Here is a 17,149-nt window from a genome sequence, read left to right as displayed (position 1 = left end):
CTTAAATTACACTTTTATGACTTTCATCATTTGTCATAAAAATTCGCTTTTGTTTGGGGAAAGCAAACCAAAAACGAGAGCCTTCACCCACTTTGCTTTCAATATGTAAAGCTGAGTCATGGCGAGACAACACATGTTTAGTAATTGCTAAACCAAGGCCCGAGCCGCCTGTTTTTCGGCTTCGTGCTTTATCCACTCGGTAAAATCGTTCAGTTAGTCGGTTAATGTGTTCAGGCGCGATACCATCACCATTATCGACAACACTAAACGTCGGCAAGTCGTCTTCTAAATACCAACGTACATGAATGTGCCCACCGGGTTTGGTGTAATGAATAGCATTAAAAATTAAATTTGAGTAAGCACTGCGTAACTCATCCCCAGCCCCTTTGATATCCAAAGTCGGATCAATATCAAAAACGAGCTCATGGCCCTTTTCCTGATTAAGTGACTTCGCTTCGGTATGAATAAGATCAAGCATCGCTGGAATATTCACGGCTTTGTCATTGTCTTGCTTTCTCGCCCCTTCGATTCGAGACAAGGAAAGAAGCTGATTTACCAGACTGTCCATCCGTTTACACTGATCTATCATAGTGCCATGTGCTTTAGCCCACATCGCGGGGGGTGGCATATTATCGCTATCCATCATCTCTAGATAGCCAGCCATGACGGTTAGCGGCGTCCTTAGCTCATGAGATACGTTTGCGACAAAGTCTTTGCGCATCTGCTCTAATTGCTTTAGTCGGCTAACATCACGCGCCACCAGCATAAGCTGCTCGGCATAAGGCATGACTCGTATTTCCAACACTTGCTCATGTGCAAGCCCGGTCTCAAGCTCTAATGCTTCATCAAAGCGATGTTCATGCATGTATTTTACAAATTTAGGATCTCGGATAAGGTTATCCAATCTTTGACCATGATCTGTAGGCCATTGCAGACCTAACACTTTCAAGGCTAATTGGTTACACCACACAATACTGAGATCTTGTTGCAGTACAACGACCGCGTCAGGGATAGCTTCAGCCCCTTCACGAAAGCGTCGGATCAGTTCTGCGAGTTCATTGCGCTTTTTGCGATTACGTTGCTGAAGCTGATAGATCCCTTCAAACACTTGTTCCCAAGCGCCCTTACCTTCAGGTGGATTAAAACTACGTTGGTTGAGCAGCCAGTCGCTCAAACGATAGAGTTGTTTGTAATGCCAAACTAATAAGACGAAAGCACCGATGAAAAGAAACAGAAAAGGTGCACTGACTAAATAGCCAATTAAGGCTAGTGGTAGGAAATACAAAAACAGGCGTCTTGTTAACGCCTGTTTATCAATCACTCGATACATAGACTAAATCCATTTAGGAACCAAATAATTCAGTTCCTCTTGGAATACTAATTACAGTTTACTCGAAAAGCGGTAACCTGCACCACGTACGGTTTGCACTAAGCGATCGTGACCAAGCGGTGCGATAGCTTTACGTAAGCGACGAATATGAACGTCTACAGTGCGATCTTCAACGTACACATTAGTACCCCATACGTGATCTAACAGCTGTTCACGGCTATAAACACGTTCAGGGTGTGTCATGAAGAAATGTAATAAACGAAACTCTGTTGGCCCCATATCTAACTCAGTGCCTGCAGATGTCACTCGGTGAGAAATAGGGTCTAAACGTAATCCGTGAACTTCTATCGCTTCTTCTAGCGACGTCGGCGAAACTCGGCGCATTACCGCTTTGATACGAGCCATTAGCTCTTTGGGAGAGAAAGGCTTTGTCACATAATCGTCCGCACCAACCTCTAATCCTTTAACTTTGTCTTCCTCTTCACCTCTTGCCGTTAGCATGATGATTGGGATCTGACGGGTATATTCACTTTGCTTAAACTTTTTAGCAATTTGAATACCACTGCCTCCTGGCAGCATCCAGTCTAGTAGCACCATATCTGGATAAGGTTCTACCATAGCAGCAACCGCTGAATCATAGTCTTCCGCTTCAATTGCTTGAAAACCATTTTGCTCTAGTACGAACACCAACATTTCTCTGATAGGTGCTTCATCATCAACTACAAGTACTTTACGTGACATTCCCAATGTTCTCTCGTTACCGACGTTGTTGATGTCATTATTATGACTAACTGTGACATTTTTATGAAAGTGTAACGTGTAAACGCAAAACAAGCCAAAAAAATCTCTTTTTTGGCTACAAAGGGAATACCTTATTTATTTGTAATAATATGATTTTAAATATATTTCATACTAAAATATTGGTCTCAAAATAGTGTTTTCGAAATATGGACTACGATCTCCAAACCATACTACAAAAACTACGCTGCAATTCACCGCAAAATCAGCATGCTTTTTGTAAATAGCCTTACGCCTTTGTAAATTAAAAGTCATACCTCAATGTGACCGCCATCGTGTTGTGATCTTCGTTGTTATCCAAAGAAAATTTCGAATACCAAAGATACATACGAGCTTGTTTACTTAAACTTTTTTCCACACCCACAGAGGCTGCATTGCCAGAGTCCTTCAGCTTACCTGCTGCCCCATCCGAATCTTGATATTGAGCCAGTAAGGTATATGACTCAATTTGGTAGGCAGCACTCACCATAAAACTGTCTACTTCCTCATCACTATCTATCGCTTCATTTTGTTGATACATACCGCCGAGTTTAAAGTCCCCTAGTTTTCCTTGTACCGTCACGCGATTAATGTCTTGTCCCGCGACTTTATTATCATGGGCAACAGCAACATATACATTGGTTTTCTTGAGTTTGCTATCACCGTAACTTGCCGACAAAGATAAGCCATCTTCACCATTTTGTTTGCTGTTGTCTTCGGCAATATAACTCACCGTAAACTGCAAATGATTGATCGCTGGAGTCGTATATTGCACGGTGTCACCAAGGCGATTTTCACCAACAAAGAACGAATTAATATCACCAGAAAAGTCATTCATTAAGTCCACTTTGCCTTGCGACTTTTTCATCGGTGTATCATCACGGCCGATCAGGAGCTGACCATAGCTCCCTTTAACCCCAAGATACTGAGAGCGTGCTGTAAGGTTATCACCTGATTTACCATCTTTGTCTTGATCCGTGATCTCAACTTGGAATTCATATTTATAAAAAATCTCAAGTCCTTCTTGCAGCTTTGTAGCTCCCTTTAATCCCATGCGAGAGTTATAACTTTCAATTGAAGTATCGCTGTCACCATCTTTATCAGAATTCTGTACACCGACATGAGCTCTACCGTATAGAGATACAGCTTCGTTTGCATAACTACAAACACTCATAGAGCAAAGGCTTAGAGCAACAAATGGTAGGTATTTCATTTTCATCTTTGATCACCTTGGATAGTATTTGGGCGCAGTACAACAAGGTTTGAGATGCCGAAGCCAGACAGAGAGGACGTAGCGAACAGATCTCGTATTTTTAAAGTTAGACACTTTTAGCTGGAGATCAAGAAACTGACTCCGGGATCAGTATTTTATTAACTGCTGGGGATCATCCACTGTCAGGATCAGATTTTTACTAACAAGATCGTCCCCAAGATCATTTTCTTACTAACCTCTTACTACTTCACGCTCGATCAAGTTGGTATAAAAATGATCTAAGCGAAGCTAACTTATTGATCTGAGGTTTTGAAATATATCCACTTAGTCAAACAATGATCTTTGTTAGTAAAGATCTGATCCCTATTTACTTCGCTAGTAAAATGGCGATCCAAGTGTATTTTCACCTTGCAGCCCTATTGAACATTGGCTTCCAATCAAGGATCAGATACAAAAAAGCCTCTATTTCAGAGGCTTTTTGAAGTATCAAAGTGCGATGCACAATTTTACTTAGTCAAATTTTGATCCGGTAAGTTATTTCACTTTAGGATCTAACTCACCCGTTAGATATCTCAAGTGCATATCATCAAGTGAAATTGGCTTGATCTTAGCTGCTTGACCTGCTGTACCGAACGCTTCGTAGCGCGCAATACAGATCTCAGTCATCGCTTTCGTCGCTTCAGCTAAGAATTTGCGTGGATCGAAATTGCTTGGGTTTTGCGCAAGGTGGCGACGAATAGCACCTGTTGATGCTAAACGTAAATCGGTATCGATATTAACTTTACGAACACCGAATTTAATACCTTCAACAATTTGCTCAACCGGTACACCGTAAGTCTCAGGGATTTCACCACCAAACTCATTGATGATTGCTAACCAGTCCTGCGGAACTGAAGACGAACCATGCATTACTAAGTGAGTATCAGGAATACGAGCGTGGATTTCTTTGATGCGGTTAATTGCTAAGATATCGCCCGTTGGTGGACGAGTAAATTTATAAGCACCGTGTGATGTACCACATGCAATAGCAAGCGCATCTACATTGGTTTTCTTGACGAAGTCTGCAGCTTCTTCAGGATCTGTTAGTAGCTGATCTTCTGTTAATTTACCTTCAGCGCCAATACCGTCTTCTTCACCAGCTTCACCGGTTTCAAGAGAACCAAGTACACCTAGCTCGCCCTCAACAGACACGCCACACGCGTGCGCCATTTCAACGGTACGACGAGTAACGTCCACATTATACTCGTAGCTTGAAGGCGTTTTACCGTCTTCCATTAGAGAACCATCCATCATGACTGATGAGAAACCAAGTTGAATTGAGCGCTGACATACAGCAGGTGAAGTACCATGATCTTGGTGCATTACAACTGGAATATGAGGCCATTCTTCTACAGCTGCTAAAATCATGTGGCGGATAAATGGTGCACCAGCATATTTGCGTGCACCAGCAGAACCTTGCACGATAACCGGACTATTTGTCTTGTCCGCAGCTTCCATGATCGCACGCATTTGCTCTTGGTTATTCACGTTAAATGCCGGAACGCCATAACCATGCTCAGCTGCATGATCGAGAAGTTGACGCATACTGATTAAAGCCATATTGCTTTTCTCCAATTGTTGATAGCCACCGCTATCGGTTTGAACGGATAATATGTTTACACCAGCTTAAACTGATGAAGTTAACCACTTTATTTGTTGGCTAACCGGACGCTACGCGTCGTCAAGTAAACATCAAGTATGTGAGAGAGTGATGTTTACCTGATATTAAGAGGCAGCTTAACGCTACCTCAATCAATTTTAGTCTCTAGCTCGCTGCTCAAGCATGGCGACCGCAGGAAGCGTTTTACCCTCAAGGAATTCAAGGAAAGCACCACCACCTGTAGAAATATAAGAGATATCTTGCTCAACACCATACTTATCGATAGCAGCTAACGTATCACCACCACCAGCAATTGAGAATGCTGACGACTTAGCGATAGCATTGGCAATCGCTTCAGTACCATTACCAAATTGGTCAAATTCGAATACGCCCACAGGGCCATTCCAAACCACAGTGCCAGCATTTGCAATGATATCAGCAAGTTGAGTTGCTGTATCAGGACCGATGTCGAAGATCATGTCTTCGTCTGAAACTTCGCTTACATCTTTAATGGTAGCAACTGCAGATTCTGAAAACTCATTACCTACAACCACATCGGTCGGAACAGGAATATCACCGTCATTCGCTCTAGCAGCGGCCACTAGCTTGTTCGCTTCAGGGATCAAATCCGCTTCGTACAGCGACTTACCGACAGGGTTACCCGCTGCAGCAATGAAAGTATTTGCAATACCGCCACCAGTCACGAGTTGGTCAACAACCTTAGACAATGAATCAAGCACAGTTAGTTTGGTTGATACTTTAGAGCCGCCAACGATGGCCACCAAAGGACGAGCTGGGTTATCTAGTGCTTTGCCAAGTGCGTCTAGTTCAGCCGCAAGCAATGGACCTGCACAAGCCACCTCAGCGTATAAGCCAACACCATGTGTTGAAGCCTGTGCGCGGTGCGCAGTACCAAAGGCATCCATCACGTAGACATCACAAAGCGCTGCTAGTTTTTTCGCAAGTACTTCATCGTCTTTTTTCTCGCCAACGTTAAAACGCACGTTTTCGAATACGATAACTTCATTGTCTTGTACATCCACGCCGTCAAGATAGTCAGTCACTAAACGTACATCTTGAGATAACGCATCATTAAGATAATCCACAACCGGCTGCATAGAATATTGTGCATCATACTCTCCCTCGGTTGGACGACCAAGGTGAGACATCACCATCACTTTAGCACCTTTTTCTAGCGCTAATTTGATACTAGGTAGTGCAGCACGGATCCGCGCGTCCGACGCGACTTTGCCATCTTTAATTGGCACATTTAGGTCTTCGCGGATCAACACACGCTTGCCGTTTAAATCTAAATCCGCCATCTTAATGACTGACATTGGACATCTCCTTAAAGAACGATACATTTTGTTATCTACAAGGCAGCAATCGTTTGCTACCTCGGTTTGAATTATTGTTTTAATTTTGTGCAGACAATTTGATTATAACAGCGTCTGAAACAAATGATTAGCCACGCATCATCACGCAAGCGGTATCAAGCATACGATTAGCAAAACCCCACTCGTTATCACACCAAACTAGTAGCTTAACCAAGCGCTTGTGACTCACTCGAGTTTGCGTACCATCTATAATACAAGAATGTGGATCGTGATTAAAATCAACCGACACTAGCGGCTCTTCAGTGTAGCTCAGTACCCCTTCTAAACGACCACCAGCAGCCTGCTTTAGAACTGAGTTTACCGCATCAATTGTGACATTTTCATTGAGCGTCACACTCAGATCCATCGCCGTAACATTGATTGTTGGCACCCGTACCGCGATCGCCTCAAAACGACCTTGGAACTTAGGTAAAATACGTTCAATACCGCGAGCCAGCTTAGTATCAACAGGAATGATGGATTGGCTTGCCGCACGCGTACGACGCAAATCACTGTGATAAGCATCAATCACTTGTTGATCATGCATAGAGGCGTGAATAGTCGTAATAGCGCCAGACTCAACACCAAACTTATCGTCTAGCACTTTAATTACCGGAACAATACAGTTTGTTGTACATGAGCCGTTAGACACAATGGTGTGATCAGGTAACAGTATTTCTTCGTTGATACCGAAGATCACCGTCGCATCAACATCAGCATCCGCAGGATGTGAAAATAATACTTTCTTTGCCCCAGCCTGAATATGCGCAAGTGCGTGCTGACGAGAATGATAGACGCCAGTGCAATCGAGCACCACATCAACATCCAGCGCGCGCCAAGGCAGGTGACTTGGATCTGGCTCTGAAAATAACTGGATCTTATCCTCAGCTACTTCCAAAAAAGATTCTGTTAACGAAACTGGAAAAGCAAAACGCCCATGTGAGGTATCGTATTTTAGAAGATGCGCGATCCCTTTAGGATCCGCCAACTCATTGATGGCTACAATTTGTATTTCGTGGTGACGACCCGACTCATAGAGTGCTCTTACGATATTACGCCCTATTCGACCAAAGCCATTAATTGCAAGCTTGATTGTCATTAAATTGAAAATCCATGAAGTCGCAAGTACGAAAGTTCCCCTTCGTTTTGATGGCGCTATTGTAATCGACCTGAGTGAAATGTGTAAGGGGCTAGGGCAATTTTTTAACTCAAGTTAAATCCGCAATTTTACATTTACCGCCAGCACAAATGGCCTGAGATTGCGCCAACAGTAGTTCCGCTGTCGCTAAAGCATCGCTAAGCGCATCATGCAATTGGTGAGGAGGTAAACCATAACGCATTCTACAAGCATTTAGTGTTAATGCATCTTGCGCCAACGGATAGCCTTGCTTTAACACACGACGCTTATCTATCTGCATGGTATCTAACAACAAAGCAGGTCTTACGTTTAGCTCAAAGCGCTGAAATGCCGCCTTAAGAAACGCCCAATCCATCTGTACGTTATGACATACCAACACTTTACCGTGGAGCGCGCGCTGAAGCGCCAGCAACAAAGTTTGTAAGGACTCACCATCTGCCAATTGACTACTATCAATACCGTGAAAAACTGGACTTTGTGCAAGCGTTCGCACTTCACTGTTCAAATGATACTGTGCATCTTTCACTTGGATCCGCATATTTTTAATCGGCAACCAACCAGCCGACACAATTTCATGGCGCTTAGGATCAAGCCCGGTGAGCTCAAGGTCTAGCACCACCAACTCGGCTTGCGCAAACGGCTGATGTTTATAGCGCCACTTAGCAACAGAGTGAGAAAACCAGTTCATTGCTTATAAACTCCCTCGAGCAAACTTAAACGCACTCGCCTGCTGTGCTTGTTTGACTAAATAAAATGCTTCTTTGAGTTGATGGCGCTCAAGAGAAGAGAGGTTTTCTGGGTTAATACAATTTCCAGGTAATCCTTCACGGTTGATTTGGGTCTTTAACCGCAATTGTGTCAAGAATCGCCAACAGTCTTTTAGATTGTCGATATCCGACTTAGCAAGCAATGGGCTTTTAGTCAGTGCCTCTAGGCGCTCTAAGGTGTTAGCTCTTGCAACTCCAACCTTTAGCGCATACAACCTAACCACATCGTTGATAATAGCAACCCCACGCTTTTTCAGATCTAAATACTTATGTTTGCTCTTGTCTTTTTCCAGCTTAAATTGTTGAAAGATCCCGATCGGTACCGAGTTTGCGTTGATGTCTGTCGCCATTGCCGCATAAAACAACTCGTTTCGACTGATCTGCTCCAAAGATTGGCGCAGGGTCGCATAGAGATCGCTGGCGCCATCAATAAAACGCATATCAAAGTAGATCTTGCAATTAAGCATCGCTTTTGGCGTAGGAGACAAGATCCACTTGCTAAATTTGGCGGTCCACTGGGCAACTGTGCCACGGCAATCTGCATTACTAGCCATGATATTTCCCGGGCAAGATTGAATACCGCACTCGTTGAGTTGCTCACAAACAAACGCGCCTAAAGCAGCAAAGTAACGACGATCGTTTTCGCTGATATTGTCTGGTAGCAACAAACCATTGTCTTGATCTGAATGTAAGGTCTGCTCTTCTCGTGCCTGAGAGCCAAAACAGATCCACGCGAAGCGACATGGCGCGGCACCGTGCTGCTGTTGATATAAATAGATTAATCTTGATGTTAGCGCATCAGTGAGGCCACTTAGTAACTTGCCAATCAGTGAAATATCTTCGATATGATAGGAAAATTGACGCAATAGATCCGGGATCTCCTGAGCGCAATTTTTGATAGCCAGAAGATTTTGTGCTTTATAGATCCTCCCAATAAGTTGCACCGGATCACTTTTTTGCTGTCTCAGTAGATCGGTGCTGGTCAGCATGCCCAATGGTTTATATGCTTCATTTAACACAGGCAAGTGATGAATATTGTGCTTAAGCATTAAATGCAGGGCCGAAAACACACGGTTGTTTTCAAAAATATGTTTTGGCTTTTCCGTCATGATCTCAGCAAGTGGAGCACTGGGATCTTTGTCTTGCGCTAGAACTCGATTGCGCAGATCTCTATCCGTCACAACGCCAACCAAGCGCGCTTGCTCCGTGACCATAATTGATGAAACACGATGCTGGCTCATCAATTTGGCGGCCTCACGAATACTCGCTGTCGGCGCGATAGTAACCGCATCTTTAGTCATTAGTTCAGATATTTTCCGCTCTGACCAAGTTTCGCTTTGCTGTTTATAACGAGAAGAAAGTAGTCGGTTAGCGTGTGCTCTAACAAAGTATTGCTCAAAAGGTTTATATTCTCGGCGTAAAAAATCAAAGTTCTGCTCATTGAGAATATAAACCAAGCCATCTTTTTGAACTTCGATGCGATTTTGAATAGCATCACCGGTTAATAAAGAAGGATAACCAAAGTAGTCTCCCTCGCTCATACGACCAATGACTTCGTCTTTAGCTGAGATCAGATCAACTACACCTGAGCGCAGCAGATATAGATTTGGCTTGCCATCTTGAAGCCAATCTTGTTGATTCGTCTGGCTAAGATAAACAATTTCGATATGTTTTGAAAAGTAGCTGGCAGCCGCTTCGGGCAATTCAGAAAACGGGGCTTGTTTATAAACAAACTGAAAGACATCTTGAATTTCTGGCGTCATACCTAACTGTCCTTTTAATCGTCTACAATTTTGCACTATCAAAAACAAATTTGCCCAGCACACTGGCTGGGCAAATTCGATTAGCATTGCTTAGTGTGCGTGAGCAGCGCTAGACCCTTTAGGGTTACGGATCCCATCAACCATCACTTTGACTTCTTCAGGTGTATCCGCAGTCACCTTCATAACCAGTGCAGCTACAACGAAGTTCACTAGCATACCTACAATACCGATCCCTTCAGGAGAAATCCCAAACAACCAGTTTGCAGGGGCATTTAGCTCAGGGCTGACAAACTTAAAGTAAATAATATAAGCCGCAGTGAAACCTATACCCGTTACCATGCCGGCAATCGCACCTTCTTTATTCATTCGCTTAGAGAATATTCCCATGATAATTGCAGGGAAGAAACTCGCCGCAGCCAACCCGAAGGCAAATGCAACCACCGAGGCAACAAACCCTGGAGGGTTTATACCAAAGTACGCCGAGATTGCGATAGCAACCATCGCTGCTAAGCGTGCAGCCAGCAATTCTTGTTTATCGTTGATATCCGGCTTAATGGTACGCTTCAACAAATCATGTGATACTGATGTTGAAATAACCAGTAGCAAACCAGCGGTTGTCGATAGCGCCGCAGCAATACCACCTGCAGCGACCAATGCAATCACCCACGCAGGTAGATTCGCAATTTCTGGATTTGCCAATACCATAATATCGCGGTCAATCTTCACTTCGTTTGCACTTGCAGGATCATCAATCTTGCCTGCAGAGTACTGCATTTTGCCATCACCATTCTTATCATTGAATACGATAAGGCCCGTTCTTTCCCAGTTTTTCACCCACTGTGGTGCTTCTTCATATAACGTGCCACTACCATCTTTACCGTTGATAGTGTCGATCATGTTTACGCGAGCGAATGACGCAACAGCAGGTGCAGTTGTATATACGATAGCGATAAACACTAAGGTCCAAGCAGCTGAAATACGAGTGTCTTTTACTCTAGGAACGGTGAAGAAGCGAACAATTACATGTGGCAGACCTGCAGTACCAACCATAAGTGCAGCGGTAATAGCAAACACATCAACCATACTCTTAGAACCTTCAGTGTACTGCGCAAAACCGAGCTCGGTACTGAGTCCATCTAGCTTGTCGAGTAGATAGGTGCCCGAGCCATCAGCCAACGTTGCACCAAAGCCGGTTTGTGGTAGTAAATGGCCCGTCATCATCAGTGAGATGAAAATAGCAGGAACTAAATAAGCAAAGACAAGTACACAATATTGAGCGACCTGTGTATAAGTGATCCCCTTCATACCGCCAAGTACCGCGTAGAAGAATACAATCACCATACCGATGTAAACACCCGTTTCAATATCCACTTCGAGGAAACGAGAGAAAACCACACCAACACCACGCATTTGACCGGCAATATAGGTAAAACAGATGAAGATAGCACACAGGATCGCAACCACACGTGCAACCTGAGAATAGTAACGATCACCGATAAAATCTGGTACCGTGAACTTACCAAATTTACGCAAATAAGGTGCTAAACACAGGGCAAGTAATACATAACCGCCGGTCCACCCCATCAGGTAAACACCGCCGTCGTAACCAGCGAAGGAAATAATCCCCGCCATTGAAATAAAGGACGCTGCACTCATCCAATCTGCAGCAGTTGCCATACCGTTTGCAACAGGAGGCACACCGCCGCCAGCAACATAGAATTCATTCGTGGACCCAGCTCTCGCCCAGATGGCGATACCGATATAAAGCGCAAAACTAAGGCCGACGATAATAAAAGTTAAAATTTGAACATCCATCGGTTAGCTCCTCACTCATCCACGCCGTATTTTTTATCTAACGCATTCATTTTTGAAACGTAGACAAAAATTAACGCAACAAAAGTATAAATTGCGCCTTGCTGAGAAAACCAAAATCCGAGTTTAAATCCAAAAAAACGAACTTCGTTGAGCACATCAACTAACAGGATGCCGAATCCAAATGAGACGACAAACCAAATAGTGAGTAGCTTAAACATCAAGGCGAGATTTTCTGACCAATATGCTTTCGCTTGTTCTTCACTTTTAAAAGCCATTTTAAATCTCCTATCACCCGCTCCAACATGGAGCAAGTTGTGTTAATAGACCTTAATGAGAGTAGCAACGGCTTGGTAAGTTGAAATTGAGACCTTAGTCGTAACGCCAAGTTAACGTTTACGTAAACTGCAGATGCGTGATATTCATTAGAATTAAAAAGTCTTTATAAACAAAAAGATAAGTCAAAACAGGTTGGATGAAGATGTATTTTCAATGAGTGGATACGACAGTAAGACATTAGTCTAACTTGAATGGTGAATGAACGTCTTTACTCACCAAACAAAACCCTAACACTTTGATTTTAAATAAGATATAAATCTCAAATAAAATTATAGAGTAAACTAGACTATGGGTGCCATTTGTTTGCTAAAGTATGACGATATTAATACCAAAAACTATAACAAACATTATGACTGCCATTTTACTCCTTGTTGCCGCTGCTTATATTGGTGTACTTTTTTGGCTCGCCAACTGGGGAGATAAAACCACCCCCCGCGCACTCAAAATTAGTCATCATCCGTTTGTTTATGCCTTTTCCTTAGGGATTTATTGTACTTCTTGGACTTATTACGGCTCGGTAGGTACTGCGGCCACCAGTAGTTGGCATTACTTCCCTATTCTTTTGGGGCCCATTTTACTGTTTTTGTTCGGTCAGGGGTTTTTGCGCAAACTCATATTGGTCAGTAAAAAGCAGAATATCACCACCATTGCCGATTTCATTTCGGCACGATACGGTAAACGCCAAACTACGGCCGTCATGGTAACGATGATAGCCCTATTGGCAACCATTCCATATATTGCACTCCAGCTCAAAGCCTTGAGTAGTAGCTTCCTGCTATTACAGCAGGATGAGCAAGTGTCAGGCACTGCGCTCGCATTGGCTGGCACCTTGATCATGGCATTATTTGCGATTTTCTTTGGCACCAGAAAGGTAGATGTGACTGAGTATCGCTCAGGGTTGATGTTGGCCGTTGCTTTTGAATCTATCGTTAAACTACTCGCACTCGGTATTGTTGCCGTGCTTGCATGGCAATCTTTAGCTCAAGTTCCAGACTCATTTGAAGCATTGAGCGAACATTGGCAATCTTTTGACTTCTTTAACTTCAACTTCGTTGGACAAACGCTTATGGCAGCGGCTGCCATCGTCTGTTTGCCCCGACAATTTCATGTTGTAGTAGTGGATAACCACAATACTTCACACTTAAAAACCGCACGCTGGGCATTTACGCTTTACTTGTTATTGATAGCAGCCATGATCATCCCAATCGCTACCGCCGCTATCCACCCCGATATTGGCTATGGTGCGGCACCGGATAGTTTCGTACTCGCTTTACCTATCATGATGGAGCATCCGATCCTCGCTACATTTGTATTTATCGGCGGTTTATCAGCGGCAACGGCCATGATAGTCGTTGCGACTCTCACACTTAGCACCATGTTATCAAACGATGTGGTATTGCCCTTGTTGTTCAAGCGTAAATTTAAGAAGAACATTCTAAACAGCAGTTTTAAGAGCCAAATACTCTTAGTTCGACGCTTTGTTATCGCCGCAATCTTATTACTTTCATATATGTACCAGCAATGGTTTGGTCATGGTGAAGCACTCGCGAATATGGGCTTAGTCGCCTTCTCATTGGTGACTCAGCTATTACCTGCGATTGTCGGTGGACTTTACTGGCGTAAAGGCCATGCGTATGGCGTATATGCGGGGCTCATCGCGGGTTTTATCTGCTGGATGCTATTTCTTATGTTTCCAATTCTGGAAGCTGGAGGATTACTTGATTATGAAATGCGTCAGACCCTTATCACCCGAGGAACTTTACTTGCACTGCTCGCCAACATTAGTTGCTATATTAGCTTCTCTATCGGTGCACAGGAGCGCCTAATCGACCGTATTCAGGCCGCGGCATTCGTAAACCCTAAAGATCAGGCTGCACTCTCCAAACGCTTGAATAAACAAGTTCGTGCTACCGTGTATGACTTTAAAGTGCTGCTACAAACCTTCTTGGGGGTTCAGCGCAGTCAGCAACTGCTCGGGCACTATGCTCAAAATAATATTTTAGAAGATAATGATGCGTACCCAGCTCCTGAATTTATCTCATTCTGCGAGCGCGCACTCACGGGAGTGCTCGGAGCTTCATCTGCCCAAGCTCTGATCCGTACCGTGTCATCGGGTCGCCAAATGGCATTTGAAGAGGTGGTTAACTTTTTTGATGAAACCACACAAGCACTACAGTTCAACCAAAACCTACTTTATACCTCATTAGAAAACCTAAGCCATGGGATTTCGGTTGTTGATAAAGATCTAAAACTTGTTGCATGGAACAGGCGTTATCACGAGATGTTCGCCTACCCAGACGGTTTCTTAGAAGTAGGACAACCGATAGAGGAAGTGATCCGCTTTAACGCCGAGCGCGGTGAATGCGGTCCTGGTGAAATTGATAAACACGTCGATAAGCGAGTTCAACATTTGAAAAATGGCACTCCTCACCACTTTATTCGCCACCGTCGTAATGGCCAAGTATTTGAGATGACAGGGAACCCGCTGCCTGAAGGCGGGTTTGTGACGAGTTTTTCAGATATCACCACGCATATTGCGACGCAAAACGCACTGGAAGAAATCAATATGGATCTAGAGAACCGTATTGAAGCCAGAACCCAAGAGATCCGCACCATTAATATGGATCTTAAAGCGGAAATAGCCAATCGTCACGAAACAGAGCAGGCACTAATGGCCGCTAAAAAAGAAGCAGAACAAGCAAATGAGAGTAAAACCCGCTTCTTAGCGCTTGCCAGTCATGATATTTTGCAGCCACTCAATGCCGCACGCCTATACTTAGCGGCGATTGATACCCACAATTTAATAAGTAAAGATCAGGGTAACTTTGAAAAACTCACCGATAGCCTAGACTCCACCGTGCACCTGATGAGTGCGCTTTTAGATATTGCAAAACTAGAGCAAGGTGCAATGAAACCAACCCCTAGGCATTTCAACATTGACGATATCTTACTACCACTGGCAAATGAGTATGCCATCATTTCAAAAGAGAAAGGTCTCGAGCTTAAGGTGAGAAGCTCCCACAGCATTGTGCACAGTGACACCACTTACCTGCGCCGGATCATTCAAAACCTGGTTTCCAATGCCGTTAAATATACCGACAGTGGCAAAGTGCTCATCGCCTGTCGACGCCGTAAACATAGTTTAAGGCTTGAAGTGTGGGATACCGGTCCTGGTATTTCAAACCATGAGCAGAATAAGATCTTTAACGATTTTTATCGTATTCAAGCAGGCGATAATAAAGGTATTGGGCTTGGGCTTGGTGTTGTAAAACGTCTATGCGATCTCTTATCCATCACAATTTCAGTGAACTCGGTTGTCAATCAAGGCAGCCGCTTTGCCATAGACATACCCTATGGCAATGTGGATTTACTCCAAGTAAAAGAAGATATTAGCCAAAAACCGCAAAGCAAAACTCAACTTAATGTCATCGCGGTTGATGACGATCCGAAAAACCTAGAAGCCATGGCGAGCCTGCTAGATAAATGGCATTGCTACTATCAGCTGTTTTACAAAGTAGAAGACGCGCTTGCTTACGCAAAACATAATCCTGCACCAGATGTTATTTTAATGGATTACCAACTTAACGATAACTGTGATGGGATCTCATTGATCAAATCGCTACGCACCGTGTGGCAAGATACGGTTCCTGCTATTTTAATTACCGCTGTGAGGGATGAAGAAGTAAAAGTCGCCGCTAAGAATGAGCAGATCCATTATCTGTCTAAGCCAGTAAAGCCAGCAAAACTCAAGGCTCTGCTCAATCATGGGCGGTGAGCTGTTGAATACGATAGCAATCGCAAAGTTTTTTGTTGGTAAGCATTTATCTCACTGCCAATTCGCAGTATTCTGAAAGTTCGCTTAGACGAATTGGAATGAGGAAATGAGTTACATACTAACTACAGAGTGCAAAGATGACATAGGACTGATCGCGAAGATCACTAGCCTTTGTCATGAGCACGACCTAAACATCACGCGTAATAATGAGTTTGTAGATAAAGAAGGACAGCGCTTCTTTATGCGTACAGAGCTCACAGGCACACCCAGTGATAACTTTCTGGCACAACTTCGTCAGTCATTACCAACTGGCGCCAAATTAAACCTATACGGACAAGAACGAACAAAAGTGGTGCTACTTGCGACGAAGGAAGCGCACTGCTTAGGCGGCGTGTTGCTTAAACAATACGAACAAGCATTCAATATTGAAGTACAAGCAGTTATCGCAAACTATGATACGTTGGAGCCCCTTGTTAAAGGCTTTGGTATTCCTTTTCATCTGGTATCACATGAAGGGTTGAGTAGAGCTGAACACGACAGTGCAATGGCCGATTTAATCGCACAATATGATCCTGATATTGTTGGCCTGGCAAAGTATATGCGGATCTTAACACCGGAATTTGTATCACGCTTTGACGGGAAAATTATTAATATTCACCACTCATTCTTGCCTGCCTTTATCGGTGCAAAACCTTACCATCAGGCATTTGAGCGTGGCGTGAAAATTATTGGTGCTACCGCTCACTTTGTTAATGATGAATTAGATGAAGGACCTATTATTGCCCAAAATGTCACGCAAGTTAGCCATGCTCAAAATGCTGAAGAGATGGCAAAAATCGGTAGAGACATTGAAAAAACAGTATTTTGTAACGCGCTACAATTAGCCTGCGAGCATAAGCTTTTCATTAACGGCAATAAAACCGTCGTCTTTTCATAATCAAGTTCAGAAGCGCTGTTTAGCAACATAGGAAATGAATGAATGCATGCATGGATGCGTGCACTCCCACAATGCTGTGTATTCGGTGGTAGGAGCGAGTTCACCTCGCGAGATTTTCAAATCACACATAGCAAAAAACCCGTCGCATTGCTGCAACGGGTTTCTCTTATTTGGCCCTGGCGATGTTCTACTTTCACATGGGTAATCCACACTATCATCGACGCTGTTTTGTTTCACTTCTGAGTTCGGCATGGGGTCAGGTGGGTCCAAAACGCTATAGTCA

At 43.7% G+C, this 17,149-nt stretch carries 12 protein-coding genes and 1 rRNA gene; 2 read left to right on the top strand and 11 right to left on the bottom strand.

Going from position 1 to position 17,149, the window contains the following annotated elements:
- Position 1: 1 nt before the first annotated feature.
- The 10 genes from phoR to BB427_RS17135 all read right to left on the bottom strand — a co-directional run bounded on the left by phoR (position 2) and on the right by BB427_RS17135 (position 12,093).
- The gene (phoR, locus tag BB427_RS17180; RefSeq protein ID WP_069022157.1) at positions 2-1,330 is read right to left on the bottom strand and encodes a phosphate regulon sensor histidine kinase PhoR; all 1,329 of its coding nucleotides are present in this window, start codon (positions 1,328-1,330) and stop codon (positions 2-4) included.
- A 51-nt stretch (positions 1,331-1,381) separates the two neighbouring features.
- Positions 1,382-2,071 (bottom strand): phosphate regulon transcriptional regulator PhoB, encoded by a 690-nt coding sequence (gene phoB / locus BB427_RS17175; protein WP_010378755.1) that lies wholly within the window; start codon positions 2,069-2,071, stop codon positions 1,382-1,384.
- A 301-nt stretch (positions 2,072-2,372) separates the two neighbouring features.
- Positions 2,373-3,326, bottom strand: a complete 954-nt coding sequence (locus BB427_RS17170; protein WP_069022156.1) for a porin — start codon at positions 3,324-3,326, stop codon at positions 2,373-2,375.
- A gap of 528 nt (positions 3,327-3,854) precedes the next feature.
- Positions 3,855-4,919 (bottom strand): class II fructose-bisphosphate aldolase, encoded by a 1,065-nt coding sequence (gene fba, locus BB427_RS17165; protein WP_010378749.1) that lies wholly within the window; start codon positions 4,917-4,919, stop codon positions 3,855-3,857.
- 198 nt (positions 4,920-5,117) lie between these two features.
- The gene (locus tag BB427_RS17160) at positions 5,118-6,296 is read right to left on the bottom strand and encodes a phosphoglycerate kinase (RefSeq protein WP_069022155.1); all 1,179 of its coding nucleotides are present in this window, start codon (positions 6,294-6,296) and stop codon (positions 5,118-5,120) included.
- A 127-nt stretch (positions 6,297-6,423) separates the two neighbouring features.
- Entirely contained in the window at positions 6,424-7,434 is a 1,011-nt protein-coding gene (gene epd, locus BB427_RS17155) for an erythrose-4-phosphate dehydrogenase (protein ID WP_069022153.1), read from the bottom strand.
- A gap of 109 nt (positions 7,435-7,543) precedes the next feature.
- Positions 7,544-8,161 carry a 3'-5' exonuclease gene (locus BB427_RS17150; RefSeq protein WP_039491478.1) on the bottom strand — a complete coding sequence of 206 codons (618 nt, stop codon included), beginning with the start codon at positions 8,159-8,161 and terminating at the stop codon, positions 7,544-7,546.
- A gap of 3 nt (positions 8,162-8,164) precedes the next feature.
- Positions 8,165-10,003 (bottom strand): DUF294 nucleotidyltransferase-like domain-containing protein, encoded by a 1,839-nt coding sequence (locus tag BB427_RS17145; RefSeq protein WP_069022152.1) that lies wholly within the window; start codon positions 10,001-10,003, stop codon positions 8,165-8,167.
- A gap of 90 nt (positions 10,004-10,093) precedes the next feature.
- Entirely contained in the window at positions 10,094-11,818 is a 1,725-nt protein-coding gene (locus BB427_RS17140; RefSeq protein ID WP_045989751.1) for a sodium:solute symporter family protein, read from the bottom strand.
- Between the two features lie 11 nt (positions 11,819-11,829).
- The gene (locus tag BB427_RS17135) at positions 11,830-12,093 is read right to left on the bottom strand and encodes a DUF4212 domain-containing protein (protein ID WP_010378736.1); all 264 of its coding nucleotides are present in this window, start codon (positions 12,091-12,093) and stop codon (positions 11,830-11,832) included.
- 410 nt (positions 12,094-12,503) lie between these two features.
- Between BB427_RS17135 and BB427_RS17130 the strand changes: the two genes are divergently transcribed.
- Together BB427_RS17130 and purU are read left to right on the top strand one after the other, a co-directional pair.
- Complete coding sequence (locus BB427_RS17130; RefSeq protein WP_069022151.1) at positions 12,504-15,929, top strand: PAS domain-containing hybrid sensor histidine kinase/response regulator; 3,426 nt, start codon at positions 12,504-12,506, stop codon at positions 15,927-15,929.
- A gap of 106 nt (positions 15,930-16,035) precedes the next feature.
- Positions 16,036-16,866, top strand: a complete 831-nt coding sequence (gene purU / locus BB427_RS17125) for a formyltetrahydrofolate deformylase (protein WP_045989754.1) — start codon at positions 16,036-16,038, stop codon at positions 16,864-16,866.
- Between the two features lie 174 nt (positions 16,867-17,040).
- Here the strand turns inward: purU and rrf are convergent.
- Positions 17,041-17,149 (bottom strand): 5S ribosomal RNA (gene rrf, locus BB427_RS17120); the annotation flags it as partial.

This window comes from Pseudoalteromonas sp. BMB (assembly GCF_001709235.1).
Lineage (GTDB): Bacteria > Pseudomonadota > Gammaproteobacteria > Enterobacterales > Alteromonadaceae > Pseudoalteromonas > Pseudoalteromonas maricaloris.
This window is presented reverse-complemented; position numbering and strand designations above follow the sequence as displayed.

What these genes read in the sequence shown, in the direction of transcription:
- phoR (WP_069022157.1), bottom strand. Translation starts at nt 1,330, where the DNA reads ATGTATCGAGTGATTGATAAACAGGCGTTAACAAGACGCCTGTTTTTG.
- phoB (WP_010378755.1), bottom strand. Translation starts at nt 2,071, where the DNA reads ATGTCACGTAAAGTACTTGTAGTTGATGATGAAGCACCTATCAGAGAA.
- BB427_RS17170 (WP_069022156.1), bottom strand. Translation starts at nt 3,326, where the DNA reads ATGAAAATGAAATACCTACCATTTGTTGCTCTAAGCCTTTGCTCTATG.
- fba (WP_010378749.1), bottom strand. Translation starts at nt 4,919, where the DNA reads ATGGCTTTAATCAGTATGCGTCAACTTCTCGATCATGCAGCTGAGCAT.
- BB427_RS17160 (WP_069022155.1), bottom strand. Translation starts at nt 6,296, where the DNA reads ATGTCAGTCATTAAGATGGCGGATTTAGATTTAAACGGCAAGCGTGTG.
- epd (WP_069022153.1), bottom strand. Translation starts at nt 7,434, where the DNA reads ATGACAATCAAGCTTGCAATTAATGGCTTTGGTCGAATAGGGCGTAAT.
- BB427_RS17150 (WP_039491478.1), bottom strand. Translation starts at nt 8,161, where the DNA reads ATGAACTGGTTTTCTCACTCTGTTGCTAAGTGGCGCTATAAACATCAG.
- BB427_RS17145 (WP_069022152.1), bottom strand. Translation starts at nt 10,003, where the DNA reads ATGACGCCAGAAATTCAAGATGTCTTTCAGTTTGTTTATAAACAAGCC.
- BB427_RS17140 (WP_045989751.1), bottom strand. Translation starts at nt 11,818, where the DNA reads ATGGATGTTCAAATTTTAACTTTTATTATCGTCGGCCTTAGTTTTGCG.
- BB427_RS17135 (WP_010378736.1), bottom strand. Translation starts at nt 12,093, where the DNA reads ATGGCTTTTAAAAGTGAAGAACAAGCGAAAGCATATTGGTCAGAAAAT.
- BB427_RS17130 (WP_069022151.1), top strand. Translation starts at nt 12,504, where the DNA reads ATGACTGCCATTTTACTCCTTGTTGCCGCTGCTTATATTGGTGTACTT.
- purU (WP_045989754.1), top strand. Translation starts at nt 16,036, where the DNA reads ATGAGTTACATACTAACTACAGAGTGCAAAGATGACATAGGACTGATC.